General features: G+C 42.7%; 13 protein-coding genes. 10 read left to right on the top strand and 3 right to left on the bottom strand.

The window, feature by feature from the left end; genetic code table 11:
• The first annotated feature begins 40 nt into the window (after positions 1 to 40).
• Genes mreC through rodA form a run of 4 tightly spaced genes read left to right on the top strand, consistent with a single transcriptional unit; the run spans position 41 to position 4,502 of the window.
• A complete protein-coding gene (mreC, locus tag L0P88_RS06350; RefSeq protein WP_247133768.1) occupies positions 41 to 853 on the top strand; it encodes a rod shape-determining protein MreC in 813 nt (270 codons plus the stop codon).
• Complete coding sequence (locus L0P88_RS06355; protein ID WP_247133769.1) at positions 843 to 1,352, top strand: rod shape-determining protein MreD; 510 nt, start codon at positions 843 to 845, stop codon at positions 1,350 to 1,352. Before mreC ends, L0P88_RS06355 begins: the two co-directional genes overlap by 11 nt.
• Before the next feature lie 11 nt (positions 1,353 to 1,363).
• The gene (locus tag L0P88_RS06360; RefSeq protein WP_247133770.1) at positions 1,364 to 3,232 is read left to right on the top strand and encodes a peptidoglycan D,D-transpeptidase FtsI family protein; all 1,869 of its coding nucleotides are present in this window, start codon (positions 1,364 to 1,366) and stop codon (positions 3,230 to 3,232) included.
• On the top strand, positions 3,222 to 4,502 hold the full coding sequence (gene rodA, locus L0P88_RS06365) for a rod shape-determining protein RodA (RefSeq protein WP_247133771.1): 1,281 nt from the start codon (positions 3,222 to 3,224) through the stop codon (positions 4,500 to 4,502). The genes L0P88_RS06360 and rodA overlap by 11 nt, the downstream gene beginning before the upstream one ends.
• On the opposite strand, the gene L0P88_RS06370 is transcribed toward rodA, so the two are convergent.
• Complete coding sequence (locus L0P88_RS06370; RefSeq protein ID WP_247133772.1) at positions 4,499 to 5,308, bottom strand: DNA/RNA non-specific endonuclease; 810 nt, start codon at positions 5,306 to 5,308, stop codon at positions 4,499 to 4,501. The two genes, rodA and L0P88_RS06370, sit on opposite strands and share 4 nt — an antisense overlap.
• Positions 5,309 to 5,394: 86 nt before the next feature.
• On the opposite strand from L0P88_RS06370, the gene L0P88_RS06375 reads away from it, so the two are divergent.
• Complete coding sequence (locus L0P88_RS06375) at positions 5,395 to 6,375, top strand: L-threonylcarbamoyladenylate synthase (protein WP_247133773.1); 981 nt, start codon at positions 5,395 to 5,397, stop codon at positions 6,373 to 6,375.
• Between the two features lie 51 nt (positions 6,376 to 6,426).
• Here L0P88_RS06375 and L0P88_RS06380 read toward each other — a convergent pair whose 3' ends face one another.
• A complete protein-coding gene (locus tag L0P88_RS06380) occupies positions 6,427 to 8,631 on the bottom strand; it encodes a carboxy terminal-processing peptidase (RefSeq protein ID WP_247133774.1) in 2,205 nt (734 codons plus the stop codon).
• Positions 8,632 to 8,826: 195 nt separating this feature from the next.
• Between L0P88_RS06380 and surE the strand changes: the two genes are divergently transcribed.
• From surE to L0P88_RS06405, 5 genes are read left to right on the top strand one after another with little or no spacing between them, the layout of a single operon-like run.
• The gene (gene surE, locus L0P88_RS06385) at positions 8,827 to 9,606 is read left to right on the top strand and encodes a 5'/3'-nucleotidase SurE (RefSeq protein ID WP_247133775.1); all 780 of its coding nucleotides are present in this window, start codon (positions 8,827 to 8,829) and stop codon (positions 9,604 to 9,606) included.
• Positions 9,599 to 9,886 carry a hypothetical protein gene (locus tag L0P88_RS06390; protein ID WP_247133776.1) on the top strand — a complete coding sequence of 96 codons (288 nt, stop codon included), beginning with the start codon at positions 9,599 to 9,601 and terminating at the stop codon, positions 9,884 to 9,886. Before surE ends, L0P88_RS06390 begins: the two co-directional genes overlap by 8 nt.
• A gap of 1 nt (position 9,887) precedes the next feature.
• Positions 9,888 to 10,997: a lipid-A-disaccharide synthase gene (gene lpxB / locus L0P88_RS06395; RefSeq protein WP_247133777.1), complete on the top strand. Its 1,110-nt coding sequence runs from the start codon at positions 9,888 to 9,890 to the stop codon at positions 10,995 to 10,997.
• Between the two features lie 31 nt (positions 10,998 to 11,028).
• Positions 11,029 to 11,574, top strand: coding sequence for a C40 family peptidase (locus L0P88_RS06400; protein ID WP_247133778.1), 546 nt, complete (start codon positions 11,029 to 11,031; stop codon positions 11,572 to 11,574).
• Complete coding sequence (locus L0P88_RS06405; RefSeq protein WP_247133779.1) at positions 11,574 to 13,592, top strand: ComEC/Rec2 family competence protein; 2,019 nt, start codon at positions 11,574 to 11,576, stop codon at positions 13,590 to 13,592. Before L0P88_RS06400 ends, L0P88_RS06405 begins: the two co-directional genes overlap by 1 nt.
• Here the strand turns inward: L0P88_RS06405 and L0P88_RS06410 are convergent.
• The gene (locus L0P88_RS06410; RefSeq protein WP_247133780.1) at positions 13,589 to 15,124 is read right to left on the bottom strand and encodes a peptide MFS transporter; all 1,536 of its coding nucleotides are present in this window, start codon (positions 15,122 to 15,124) and stop codon (positions 13,589 to 13,591) included. The two genes, L0P88_RS06405 and L0P88_RS06410, sit on opposite strands and share 4 nt — an antisense overlap.
• Between the last annotated feature and the right edge of the window lie 7 nt (positions 15,125 to 15,131).

Raw genomic sequence — 15,131 nt, forward strand, 5'->3', positions numbered from 1 at the left:
CCCTGCAGTGGAACTTTTGTAACATGACCAATCCAACGAAATGCAACGGATTTTTAATTTTATCCTTAATAACAAGAATGCATTTCTATATGTTGTTTTGCTCTTTTTTTGCCTGGTTGTAACCATACGTTCCCATTCGTACCACCAATCCCGGTTCTTCAATTCTTCAAAGTGGCTTACCGGAACTATTCTATCCGCCCAAACAGCAATTACGGATTATTTTCATTTGAGGGAGGAGAATCAAAGATTGGTCAAGGAAAATGAACAACTGCGGTTACAATTATTTAATGATGGCAACCTAAAAACACAAGACGAAGTCCCTAGCGGTGCCTTTGAGGTAATCAATGCCAGAATCATCAAAAACACCTATGCTTCCCCTAGGAACTATATTACCTTAAATAAGGGGGAAACAGATGGTATTGAACAGGATATGGGTGTTATTACCCCACTCGGGGTATTGGGTATTGTAGAGAATACCTCGGCGGGGTACGCCACTGTGCAAAGTGTTCTAAACACCAAGTCCAACATTAATGCAAAAATCAGGAATACCAACTACTTTGGGTCATTGATCTGGGATGGTATGGATTATGATGTTGTACAACTGGTGGATATCCCCAGATCGGCTTCCGTTACTGTTGGGGATACGATTACAACAGGGGCAATGTCCAGTATCTTCCCGGAAAACATTCCAATTGGTGTGATCAAAAAATATGATTTGAATCAAAATCAGAGTTCCTATACCATTCAGGTGGACCTTTTCAACGATATGGCCAATATTAAAAACGTCTATATCATAAGGAACAAGGACCGCCAAGAAATTCTGGAACTGCAAAACAGTACCAATGCTAACTAGCCCCATTGCCCTAAATACCATCAGGTTTGTTTTGCTGGTCCTGGCACAGGTGTTGATTTTTAATAGACTTAATTTTTTGGGTTCCATTAACCCTATGGTCTATGTGCTTTTCTTCTATTGGTACCCCATTCGTATCAATAGGCCTTTATTTCTTTTTCTGGGTTTTCTTTTAGGTTTTAGTATTGATATTTTTTTGGACACCATGGCCTTACATGCCATGGCCGCTTTAACCGTAGCCTTTAGCAGACCTGTTTTAATGCGTTTTTGTTTTGGTGCCAATTTTGAATTCCAGGGATTTACCTTCAAAAGTACCACCAAAGTGCAACGGGTTACCTTTTTAGCACTCTTGATATTGGTACAGCACATCGTTTTCTTCACTTTTGAGATGCTTTCTTTTTCCCATATCCTATTAATTTTGAAAAAAATAGTATTTACGGGTGTTTTAACGTTAGTACTCTGTGTATTGTTAAGTTCCCTATTTGCTACGGAAACTGATTAAGGTCAAGGATTATGAGAAAAGTATTGTTGTCGTCTTTTATTATTGTGATCGGGTTTACCTTCATTGGGAGGTTGTCCTATTTGCAGTTGTTCAGTTTTTCACCAGATCAAATTCTGGAAGACCCGGCCATTAAAACGGTCTATGATTATCCTGAAAGGGGATATATTTATGACCGGACCGGAGCACTCATGGTTGGCAACCAACCGGCATATGATGTGATGGTCATACCACGGGAAACCAAAACCTTGGATACCCTTGAATTTTGTTCCCTCCTAAGTATTTCAAAGGAAGATTTCATAAAAAGCATGAAAAAAGCCAGAAGGTATTCTCCCCGATTGCCTTCCGTTTTGGTTCCCCAATTATCCAAGGAAGACTACGCCAGTCTTCAGGAAAAAATGCGAAAATACCGAGGTTTTTATATTCAAAAGCGGTCACTTAGGGATTACAAAACCAATAGTGCTGCCAATGTTTTGGGTTACATTAGTGAAGTAAATGAAACCGACCTGCGAACCAATCCCTACTACCGAGCTGGGGAATTGAAGGGCAGAACGGGTATTGAAAAACAATATGAAGAAATATTAAGGGGTCAAAAGGGCGTAAAATATATCCAAAAAGATCGCTTTAACCGGGACATAGGGCCTTACAAGGACGGGAAATTGGATACCCTCTCCCAATTGGGAAAGGAAGTCCATGTGACCATAGACAAGGCCTTGCAGGAGTATGGGGAGCGATTAATGGTCGGCAAAAGGGGGGGGATTGTGGCGATTGAGCCCGCAACGGGGGAAATCCTTGCCATGATTTCAGGACCTACTTATGATCCCGCCCTATTGGTGGGCAGGGACCGTTCCAGAAATTATAGCAAACTCCATTATGACAGTATTTCACAGCCTACTTGGGACCGTTCCATACTGGCGGAACCTTCACCAGGTTCCCCATTCAAAACGTTAAATGCCTTGGTTGCCCTTGAAGAGGGCGTCATATCACCCGACACCAAGTTTACCTGCTACAATGGTTTTTATGTAGGGAAGCAAAAAAAAGGATGCCATTGTGGTGGCGGGGTACGTAATCTGAACTCAGGTATCTTTCGCTCTTGCAACGCCTATTTCGCCGGGACTTTTCGAAAAATATATGGAAAATTCAACACTACGGACGAAGGCATGGATGTTTGGGAAAAGCACATGAAAAGTTTTGGATTGGGCGGTTATCTGGGCGTTGATTTTCCAACGGGAAGACCTGGAAGAATCCCTGGAAAAGAGTTTTATGATAAATGGTACGGGGACAATGCATGGGCCTCATCCACCATAATTTCAAATTCCATAGGTCAGGGCGAAGTAAACGTAACGCCCATTCAACTGGCCAATATGACCGCTGCAATTGCCAATAGAGGTTATTTTTATACCCCCCACCTGATCAAACACATTGGAAATACCAGAAGTATAGACTCCAAGTATGCGGAAAGAAAATACACTACCATAAGCCCACAGCACTTTGGCCCGGTTATTCAGGCCATGACCAATGTCTATGAATATGGTACCGCCAAATGGATCAGAATTCCTGGTATCAAAATAGCGGGAAAGACGGGTACGGTAGAGAACTTTACCAAAATCAATGGTGAAAAAGTACAGCTTACGGACCATTCCATCTTTACGGCATTTGCCCCTGTTGATAAACCAAGAATTGCCATAGCCGTATATATTGAACATGGATATTACGGTGCCAGATATGCCGGCCATATTGCCTCCCTGATGATCGAAAAATACATTAAGGGTGAAATCACCAGAAAGGATTTGGAGAAGAAAATGTTGGAGAAAACATTGGAACATGAATACGCCAAGCCTTTTAGCGGGGAACCCTTCAAGATAAATGAGTATGTCTGGTAGTAGCGTACTACGTCGATTGGATTGGTTGACGGTTTTCCTTTTTGCCCTGTTGGTATTTTTTGGTTGGATAAATATCTACAGTACTACACTGACTGAAAATGCCAATTCCATTTTTGATTTTTCCACCTTACACGGGAAACAGTTATTTTTTATTGGACTATCCCTTGCATCCATAGTCATCATCATGGCCTTGGAGAATAGCTTTTTTGAACGATTCTCCAGTTTATTCTACATTATCTCCTTGATATTGTTGGCGGGGCTGTTCGTTTTCGGAAAAACGATTGCCGGGGCAACCTCTTGGTACGACTTTGGCTTCTTTAATTTTCAGCCTTCGGAATTGGGGAAGCTTACGGCTGCATTGGCCCTGGCAAAATACCTGAGCGATATCCAGACGGATTTACGAAAAATCAAACACCAATGGTATGCCGTCTTAATTTTATTGGTTCCCATTGTCCTTATCCTGCCCCAACCCGACCCTGGAAGTGCTTTGGTCTATTTCTCACTTTTCTTTGTATTGTTTCGAGAAGGTCTACCATTGCAATACCTGGGCTTTGCCATTCTTTTGATCTTACTTTTCGTCTCTACTTTAATGTTTGGCGTAATCTGGGTAGGTATTGGCCTGGGCATCATTACTTCCGTGTTCTTTTTGTTCAAAAAACCAACCTTAAAGGTCCCTACACTGCCTTTGGTGTTGTTCCTGATTTGCTGTATGGGCGTTTCCCTCTCGGTAAATTTTGTGTACAATAATGTCTTTGAACAGCGACATAGAGATCGCTTTAGTTTGTGGCTTGGATTGGAGAAGGACCCCATTCGATTGGAGCAAATCAAAAAAACCATAGGGTATAATACCTATCAGGCAGAAAAAGCCATAGAATCGGGCGGGTTTATTGGAAAAGGCTTTTTGGAGGGCACGCGTACCAAAGGGGATTTTGTCCCCGAACAGCATACAGATTATATCTTTAGTTCCGTAGGAGAGGAATGGGGCTTTATGGGTACCACTTTCATAGTACTTTTGTTCTCACTTTTCTTTCTTAGGTTGATTCATCTTGCGGAGCGGCAAAAAAGGAGCTTTAACCGAATGTACGGTTATGGGGTCATTTCCATCTTATTGATACACTATTTCGTGAATATTGGAATGGTTATCGGATTGTTACCTACCATTGGTATTCCCTTGCCTTTTTTTAGTTATGGCGGTTCCGGCCTGATCTTTTTTACAGCGATGCTCTTTATTTTTTTGAAGTTTGATGCCGCTCGATTGAGTGAAATCTAAAACGCCCCCTTCCACGAACCTACTTCTTCTTCAATAGTTTTTTCCTCCGCATCTTCAAGTTTATAAAAGAAATCCAACCCTGTAGCCTCTTCCACAGCATCAACGGAAACCAAAAAATGGGACAAGGGTTCGTCACTTTGCCGATTGGGCATCAAAAAAGCCAAAACGTGGTATGAATTCCCCTGCTTTTGAAAAACTATTTTATAAAACATCCTGGGAACGTCCACATCCTCCATCCCTATTTCCATTAATCCGTCCTCCAAAACACCACCGGTAATCACATACAGGGTACCGTACGCTTTGCACCACCGGCGAATCTGCATCTCCAACCTATTCCAGACCCCAGCATTAAAATCACGGTCCTGTGGACTTATATTACTGGTGTAGAACGTCTCATTATAGGCATGTTCCGAAAACCTGCGATCACCTGCCGGACAAAGATGTCCGCGATCATAACCGGAACCCTTGTAGTTTTTCCAGTCGGCGGACTTGGTCCTTACTTTTGGATCTTCAATAAAATAAGGACGGTCCCGGTCATCATAGGTCAGATGCTCTTTTTTTAACATATAGGCTAACCACTCCGCCTGCTCATGGGGTTCACTATAGGAAAGCACGTAATGATCGTGTACCACAATATGGTTATACGTTGAACTGGGGACCAATGCTTCATCAAAAGGAAAATCCACATTGGTCGTCAAAGGCTCTGGATATTGATTTGGAGTGTAGAAGTTTTCAAAAAGCCAAAATCCTATAATACAAGCCAACATTAAAATGGTATAGGTCCATCTGCTTCTACGTATTTTCATTTGTATTGCCCGTTCGATTTTGAATTCCAAAGTAATGGAATTTTGCCCATTACATACCTACCCGTACTTTTGCCAAAATTTAGGCCGTGGCGCAGATCACCAAAAAAATTGAACTTGCCAAAGCATTTTTGGATGCCGAAGAACTTGTGGCCATACCTACGGAAACAGTTTATGGTCTGGCCGCCAAGGGAGTCTCAACAAAGGCATTGAAAAAGATTTTCGAAGCCAAGGAGAGACCCATAAACAATCCCTTGATACTCCATTTCAAGGATATAAAGTCCATTGCCCCCTTTGTTTCTGAGCTTACTGAAGAAATCCACACCTTGGCGGAACACTTTTGGCCCGGTCCCCTAACCTTGCTTTTGCCCAAATCCTCACAGGTCCCAGAAATTGTTACGGCAGGATTGGAACGAGTGGCCGTGCGGATACCAAACCATTCCAAAACATTGGAATTATTGGCGTTGCTCGATTACCCCCTGGCTGCACCAAGCGCAAATCCTTCTGGATACATTAGTCCCACGCGTCCAAAACATGTGGAAAGACTCCTGGGGAACAAGATACCCTTAATTTTGGATGGAGGCCCTTGCGACAGTGGCATTGAGTCCACCATTTTAGGTTGGGAAGGAAACACTCCCGTAATCTACAGACAGGGAGGGATTCCTATGGAAGACATTGAAAAGGTATTGGGGCGTAAACCACGGATACATCAAAAGTCCGAGGTACTACATACGCCGGGAATGTCATTGTCCCATTATGCCCCCAATACGAAGACCATTGTGACCAAAGATATTTTGGAGCATTTACAACACTATCATGATCGTGACCAAAAGGTGGGATTGATTTCTTTTCAAAAGCATCCTATGGCCCAGAAATCCATTGCAAAGGAAATTGTACTGTCCAAAGACGGCGATTTGGAAGAGATGGCCAGAAAAATATACGACGCCATGCATCAACTGGATAGCTTAGGCTTGGATGTTTTGATCATTGAAACTGCGCCGGAGAAAGGAATTGGAAATGCAATCAACGACCGTTTATACCGATCTGCCTCCATAAACAAGGACAACTAAAAAACCCTCCACATACGGGAAGGTTTCCATTCTATTTCGTATTCTTAAAAATTATCCTTTTACGCTTGCCAATTTTGCGTTCTCCTTTTTTAGGGCATTCAACTTTAAGTCTTGAAGTACATTTATGGCTTCCTCCACATAAACGTCCTTGGCCAAATCCTGGTGCCAACGGTCACGTTTTTCCCTTAGGACGGGATCTTGAGTGAACAATTCGCGCTCATACCGCAACGACTCAAAAGTCAATTTTGAATCGTACTCTGATAAGGTCTTGAAATAATTGGATTTTTCCTTGTTCTTTTCTTGTCTTGAGGCATAAGTATCGTAGTTTAGGGAAACCACGGACTCATCCTGTTGTTCCTTTAACCATTTGGCATTTTCTTCAATAAGCTTTACCTGGGGGTTTTTGGCCAAGCGGGCCTGACTTTTTGCAATGGTCTCCTCATAATCAATATAACCATCCCAAGTTTGGTAGTCCGCAGGGGAAATTTTATCCCATCCCAAAGGATTTTCCTGATCCCGTTCCCCTAAATCAATATAGCTGTAACGGTCTGGCACCACAATGTCGCTCTTTACACCTTCCAATTGTGTGGAACCCCCATTGATCCTATAAAATTTTTGGGTCGTAATTTTTATAGCTCCCAGGTCACCGTGCTCATTGCTGCGAACAATATTATCCAATGGTATTACATTTTGGACAGTTCCCTTACCAAAGGTCTGTTTACTTCCCAAGACCACTGCCCTTTTGTAATCCTGCATGGCAGCTGCCAAAATTTCAGAGGCGGAAGCCGATAGTTCATTGACCAGAATCACCAGGGGACCATCCCATTGAATACGTTCGTCCTTGTCTTCATGAACCTCTTTTCCCTGTCCGGAAGAACGTACCTGGACGATAGGCCCATCTTTGATGAACAATCCTGCCATCTCAACAACTGTCTTCAATGAGCCGCCACCGTTGTCCCTTAGGTCCAATATGAGTCCTTCCATACCGGCCTGCTTTAATCGCTCAACTTCCCTGGCGACATCGGTAGCCGCGTTGCGTTCCGTATAGTCATCAAAATCCACATAGAATTTGGGCAAGTGGATCAAACCGAACTTTCTATCATCTTGACGTACTGTTGCTGATTTTGCATAAGACTCCTCCAATTCCACAACATCCCGGGTAATGGAGACCACATCTATGGTTCCATCCACCTTTCTGACCGTTAAATCCACAATGGTTCCCTTGGGGCCTTTGATCAGTTTAATGGCATCATCCAAACGCATTCCCACAATATTTATGGGTTCCTCGCCAGCTTGGCCTACTTTTAGGATTTCGTCCCCTACCTCCAAACTTTTGTCCCGCCAAACCGGTCCTCCAGAAATAACCTCAACAATTCTGGCACCTTCAGGCTTTTTCTGGAGACGCGCACCGATTCCCTCAAATTTACCGGACATGCTAATATCAAACCTATCTTTCTCTTCCGGGGCAAAGTAAAAGGTATGCGGGTCAAACTCATCCACAATGGTGTTGATGTACTGTACGAACCAATCCTTGCGCTCTAAATCGTTTACAAAATCAAAGAATTCGTCCAACGTATTTTTTGTGCTTTCCCTGGCTGCTTCCTCTACTTCGGCCAAGGTCATGTTCTTCAATTCCTCTTTGGCGGGGTCCTTAAACTTGGTATCCACTTCAACACTTACCATATCCGGACCGACCTCATCGTCCTTTCCGCCGGAAATTGCGCTTTTTCTAACCTTGATTTTATTGTCATAAATACCCAAGGCATTATATTTCAACTGCTTCCTCCATCGCTCTTTGAGCTCTTTTCTGTTCTTGGCATAGGGAACTTCAGCATAGTCTATATTGATGTCCTCATCCTTTTTGAAATCAAAGGGACTTTCCAATACTTCGGCATATATACCCTTGGCCTCATCCATACGCTTCATCAAACGTTGATGCACAAGATTGAAAAAGGTGATGTCGGTATTTTTTATTTGGTCATCGATTTGATACTTATACTTCTCAAATTCCTCAATATCACCTTTTAAGAAATAGCGCTTGGTAGGGTCAAGGATATCAATGAAATCAACAAAAACGTTTGCCGAGAACTTATCATTGATGTTTTTAGGTTCATAATGCCCCCTTTCCAGCACATAGGTGATCAAATCCAACAATAATCTGTCCTTATCATTGGTCTCAAAAGATTTATTGGTAAAACTGCAAGAGGCTACAGCTATAAGGATGACCAAAAAGCCAAGTACAAAATTCTTCTTCATAGGTATGGTTTTGGGACAATGATTTCATTAAAGTCTGGCACAATACCCAACTTACAATTGTTTCAATGTCTTATCAAACTTCTAAGATACTGAAAAAATCATGCCAGTTTCTGAGCCTTCGTTTAATTTTTTGTTAAACGGACGGGTCACCCCATCCTAGTGAAAAACGTATTTTTACCACTTAAATTATGTTTAATGGAAAAACCACTTATTTTGGTGACCAATGATGATGGCATTACGGCCCCTGGTCTACGAAATCTGATTCAGGTGATGAAGGAAATCGGAGAAGTGGTGGTCGTTGCCCCAGATAGTCCCCAATCCGGCATGGGCCATGCCATTACGGTGGACAACACCCTATATTCCTCCAAAGTGGTGGTGGATAAGGAAAAAGGTGCGCCCCTGGAGTATTCCTGCAGTGGAACTCCCGCCGATTGTGTGAAACTGGCTTTACAGGAGCTATTGGACAGGCGACCGAATATTGTGGTCAGTGGTATTAACCATGGTTCCAATTCTTCCATTAACGTTATTTACTCAGGCACCATGAGCGCTGCGATCGAAGCCGGTATCGAAGGGATTCCCGCCATTGGCTTTTCACTTTGTGATTACTCCTGGAATGCCGATTTCAGTGGATGCCACAAGGCCATAAAAAAAATAACCTGCGAAGCCCTGGAACAGGGATTGCCCAAAGGAACGGTGCTTAATGTGAATATTCCCAAAACGGATGGCAAATCCCCAAAGGGAATTAAGATCTGCCGACAGGCAAGGGCAAACTGGAAGGAGAAATTTGATAAACGTATCAGCCCCAATGGAAAGGAATACTATTGGCTCACAGGGGAATTTGAATTATTGGACAAGGGGGAGGATACCGATATCCATGCGTTGAGGAACGGCTTTGTTTCCGTTGTTCCCACCCAATTCGATTTAACCGCCCACCATACCATTCATCAATTAAACAACTGGAATTTAAATGAATAGCAGAAAAAAGGAAATTATCATCGGATTTTTGGTGGGTATTATTGCCAATACGTTTGGCACGCTTCTGTACATTCTTCTCTTCTCGGATTTGGGTATTGGCGAGACTTTTAAGGCAGCCTATGGACAAGGGCACCTGGGGAGTCTTCTTGCCTTGGGCGCCATTTTAAATTTGGTGGCTTTTTTTGGTTTTTTGCGAATTAAAAGGGATTTGAGGGCACGTGGTGTAATGATTGCGACTTTATTGACCGCATTGGTGATCCTTGTGTACAAATTCATTTAGCATGAAATATTACATCATTGCCGGCGAAGCTTCCGGAGACCTGCACGGTTCCAACCTGATCAAGGCCTTAAAGAAATACGATGAGGCTGCCGACATTCGCTGTTGGGGCGGTGACCTTATGCAGGAAGCTGGCGGGACCTTGGCAAAACACTACAAGGAAATGGCCTTTATGGGCTTTTTGGAAGTGTTGAAGAATATTTCCACCATCTTTAAGAACATTGCGTATTGTAAAGCCGATATCGATAAATTTAAGCCAGACGCCATTATTTTCATTGATTTTTCCGGTTTTAACTTAAGGATAGCAAAGTGGGCCAAGGAACGCAAGTACAAAACCAACTACTATATTTCCCCCCAAGTTTGGGCATCCCGTGAAGGAAGGGTAAAAAAAATTAAAAAATACATCGATGCCATGTACGTTATCCTTCCCTTTGAAAAAGCCTTTTATGCCAAACATGGTTTTGAGGTCAGCTTTGTAGGACATCCGCTCCTGGATGCCATATCCAATGCCAAGGTTGAAGCATTCGATACGTTCTGCCATGCCCACCAATTGAATGGTAACCAACCCATAATCGCACTTCTACCGGGAAGCCGTAAGCAGGAGGTTGAAAAAATGCTGAATGTCATGCTTTCCATTGTACCGGATTTTCCCAACCATCAGTTTGTGATTGCGGGCGCCCCAAGTCTGGAGGACCATTTTTATCAACGTTTTTTGGTCAAAAAAAATGTACGCTTCGTCTCCAAGCAAACCTATTCCCTATTGTCCCATTCCCATGCAGCACTTGTTACCAGTGGCACGGCCACCTTGGAAACGGCCCTTTTTAAGGTACCACAAGTGGTCTGTTATAAAGGGAATTGGATTTCTTACCAAATTGCAAAACGAATCATAACGCTGAACTATATCTCCTTGGTAAACTTAATTATGGATAAGGAAGTGGTGAAAGAACTGATTCAGGGTGATTTGACCACCAAAAACCTAAAAAAGGAGTTATCTCAAATCCTGGAAGTCCAAAAAAGGGAAGAAATACGTCAAGATTATGACGCTTTGATCAAAAAATTGGGAGGAACAGGCGCCAGCGAAAAGGTTGCCCAACTGATTGTTCAAAATATGTAATTTTACATTCCAAGAAGAAATCCCGTCTTGGATGCGTACCAAAACCCTTATTTCTGTATTTGCGTTCTTGATCCTTACCAGTTGTGTCGTAAGGAAAAAAACCACATATGGTAAAAAAAAGACCGTTACGGTGGAGGCAAAGGAGGGAGATACCATCACAAAACCTCCCACTAAAAAGAGAGTGGCCAAAAATAAAAAAGCGGATAGAGTGGTTGCCAAAGCCATGTCCTTTTCGGGAACACGCTATAAATTTGGAGGCACCACAAAAAAGGGGATGGACTGTTCCGGATTGGTTTATGTAACCCTAAAAGACAACAACATTAACTTTCCGAGGACGTCCCACCAAATGGCAGATGAGGGAAAAAGGATTCGGTTGAAAGATGTGGAAAAGGGGGATTTGCTTTTTTTCAAGACATCGAAAAGCGGAAAACGCATCAACCATGTAGGCCTTGTGGTGGATGTTGATGGAGATGATATTCGATTTATACATTCCACATCTTCCCGTGGGGTTATTGTATCTTCACTTCGGGAAGGATTTTGGAGCCATTCCTTTATAAAGGCCACCCGTATTCTATAATGCGTTTTTCTGAATTTGTTTCCGTTAAGCTTACCCTTTACCTAGTTCTGGGAATCATTTTGGGTTATTACATCCAACCTAAAATCGAATTCATAGCCGTTGCACTCATTGTTCTTATCGTACTTCTGGGATTCGTCCACAAACTTCAAAAAAGGGCCTCATTTCCTTTTTTTGGACCCATCGCCTTTCTAACTACTACCCTGATCGGGATGTTGATTATTGGCTTCTCCAGCCCCAAAAATCAGCCAAACCATTATCTGAAGGTATCCGGCTTTGAAAAGACACTCCAATTAAAAATTACACAGGCCTTAAAACCCAACACCTACTCCCATCGTTATTTTGCAAGGGTCGAATCCATTGATGGAAAAGGGGGCTCCGGTACCTTAATGCTCTATGTGACCAAGGATTCCCTAACAAAGGAGCTTCTAGTCGATGATGAAGTTTTGTCCCGGGCCGTGATACATCCGGTGCCGCCATCTTTAAATCCCTATCAGTTTGATTATAAAGACTATTTAAGAAAACAAGGGGTTTACGGTCAAATTCAAATTTCCAGCCATGAATTCCTCAAACTCAAAAATCCTTCACCCTCCCTAAGGGGAATTGCTGCCAATTTCCGATTGGATGTAATCACCAAACTACAAAAACAACCCTTTGGCAAAGAACAATTGGGTGTTATCCAGGCCTTACTATTGGGACAGCGCAATGATATTTCCGAAGAAACCTATGACAACTATAAAAATGCCGGAGCGGTCCACATCTTGGCGGTTTCTGGACTGCATGTAGGAATTCTGTTGGTATTGCTCCAGTTTTTGTTACAACCCTTGGAACGCTTGCAAAGGGGAAAAACGTTGAAACTGGTAATCGTTGTTGCCCTTTTATGGACCTATGCTTTTGTGGCCGGTCTTTCACCTTCCATCGTAAGGGCGGTTACCATGTTCTCCTTTTTGGCGTATGCGCTTTATTTAAATAGACCTACCAATACATTCAATATACTGGCGCTATCCATGTTCTTTATTCTTCTCATCAAGCCGCTCTTGCTCTTCCAAGTAGGTTTTCAAATGAGTTACGCCGCCGTTTTTGCCATTGTTTGGATGTATCCAAAACTGCAACAATTTTGGTTTCCAAATTGGTGGTTGGTGCGAAAAGGATGGCAACTACTTTCGGTAAGTATCGCAGCCCAACTAGGGGTACTGCCTTTGAGTTTGTTTTATTTTCATCAGTTTCCTGCCTTGTTTTTTGTCTCCAATCTTATTGTAGTGCCTTTTCTGGGGATTATCCTGGGTTTTGGAATACTGGTATTGGTATTGGTCCATTTCGACCTTTTACCGCCCTTTCTGGTGACGGTCTATGATGGGCTTATTGGCGGTATGAACGTAGTCATAGCATGGGTTGCACAACAGGAAGCCTTTCTTTTTAGGGATATTCCTTTTGATGCCGTACAAATGGTACTGACCTGCATTATGATCATAGGCCTTGTCCATGTTTTATCTTCCCCCAATTTCAAAAATCTTGCGGTTTTACTGACCGCCCTAATGATTTATTGTGGTTATCTATTTTTTGAGGTGTGGACATCCCACAATCAAGAAAAAGTATGGTTATGGCATCAAACCAAGAATTCGGTAGTGTTGCATCAGCAGGGCCAACGACTAAATGTACTGACCCGTGATTCGGACAAAACCAAAAGATTGGTGAGGGATTATACCATTGCCCAACGGATAAGGTCGGTACATTGGGACACGCTTCAAAACAACTATCAAGCCCGTGGTGAAAAAATCCTCATTTTGGATGGTACAGGGGTGTATACACACATTAAAATGCCCAGGTATGTGCTACTTACGCAATCCCCAAAAATCCATTTGGAACGATTTATTGATTCCGTACAACCTAAAATGATATTGGCCGATGGCAGTAATTATAAGCGTATCGTACGCAAATGGCAGCAAACCTGCAAAAAAAGAAAACTCCCTTTCCACTATACCGGCGAAAAGGGAGCCTATCCATTTATTTTCGAAGACTAGTGCACTTTGCCCATTAATCGTTTAATCAAAGGGGAAGCCGCCAACACCAAAATACCGGCGCCAAGGGAATATTTGGCAATGAGCATGAACCCATCCGTGTAAACACCAAGGGTATCCATACCTCCAACATTGGCGTCAGTACTTTCAATGGCCAATTGTTTTCCTATAAAACCTACCACTTGAAAAGCAAATGCCGAGGATAAAAACCAAACCCCCATCATAAAGGCAACAATTCGTTTTGGTGACAAGTCCGTAATCTTTGAAAGCCCAACCGGAGACATGAACAATTCCCCAACAGACAATAAAAAATACATCAACAGCAGATAAGCAAAGGGTACCAATCCATTTTCACTGGCACTGGCCCCACTAATGGCCAATACATAAAAACTGATTCCCGCAAAAACCAAACCCAAGCCAAATTTATAGGGGGTACGGGGATTTAGGTTTTTCTTTGAAAGAAATGTCCATAACAGCGAGATGGGTATGGCCAATAGAATAATGAACATTGGGTTTAGTGAATTGGTCTGGGAAGCGGACATAATTCCTTCCAAATCCACGTTTCTTGCCGAAAATAAGGTGATCACACTTCCAGAGAGTTCATGAAATCCCCAGAAAATGGTCATAAAAAAAGTGATTAATACCGCCACAAATAGCTTTTTACGCTCCTCCAAGGTTGCCTTGAACATAATGTATCCCAAATACAGCAAAATGGTTACGGCGATAAGTTTAAAAATTACATTGACAATATTTTGATCTCCAAAAAAACTTCCATCTGCACCCAATGGCTTGTAGGAGGACAATAAAAACGCAATAAATGGAACACTCAATACGCATAGAATGGGGACCACGGTACTTTGGGGCATGCCCAAAAGCCTTTTTTCATCTACTCTGGCCTTGGGCGCCATCCCTTTATCACCAAACACACCCCTTCTGATACCACTCCAGAAAAAAAGCAAGCCTGTTAACATTCCAATACCTGCCAAACCAAAGCCATAATGCCACCCGTACTTGGCTGCCAACCAACCGCACAGCAGGGGAGAGACCCACGCCCCAATATTAATGCCCATGTAAAAAATGGTAAAGCCCGAATCCTTTTTTGGATCGCCTTCTTTGTAGAGCGTACCGACAAATGTGGAAATATTGGGTTTAAAGAACCCATTGCCGACTATGATAAAGGAAAGTGCGAGAAAAAAGGCGATGTCATTTTCAATGGCCAGAACAAAGTGCCCAATGGACATAAATATACCTCCGAGAAAAATGGATTTTCGCATGCCCATAATGGTATCGGAAATTCTACCCCCAACTACGGTAGAAGCGTAAACCAAGGAACCGTAAGAGGCATAAACTGCGGCGGTGGCATAATCCCGCTCCATTAACTTTTCAAAAATAACATTGACCATATATAAGGTCAACAGCGCCCGCATCCCATAAAAACTGAAGCGTTCCCAAAGCTCTGCAAAGAAGAGGTAAAAAAGTCCTTGGGGGTGTCCTAATAGCTGCTTTTCACTCGCAGGTGTTATCTCATTTGACATATTTAGT

Origin of the sequence: Muricauda sp. SCSIO 64092 (assembly GCF_023016285.1) — a bacterium.
Classification (GTDB): domain Bacteria; phylum Bacteroidota; class Bacteroidia; order Flavobacteriales; family Flavobacteriaceae; genus Croceivirga.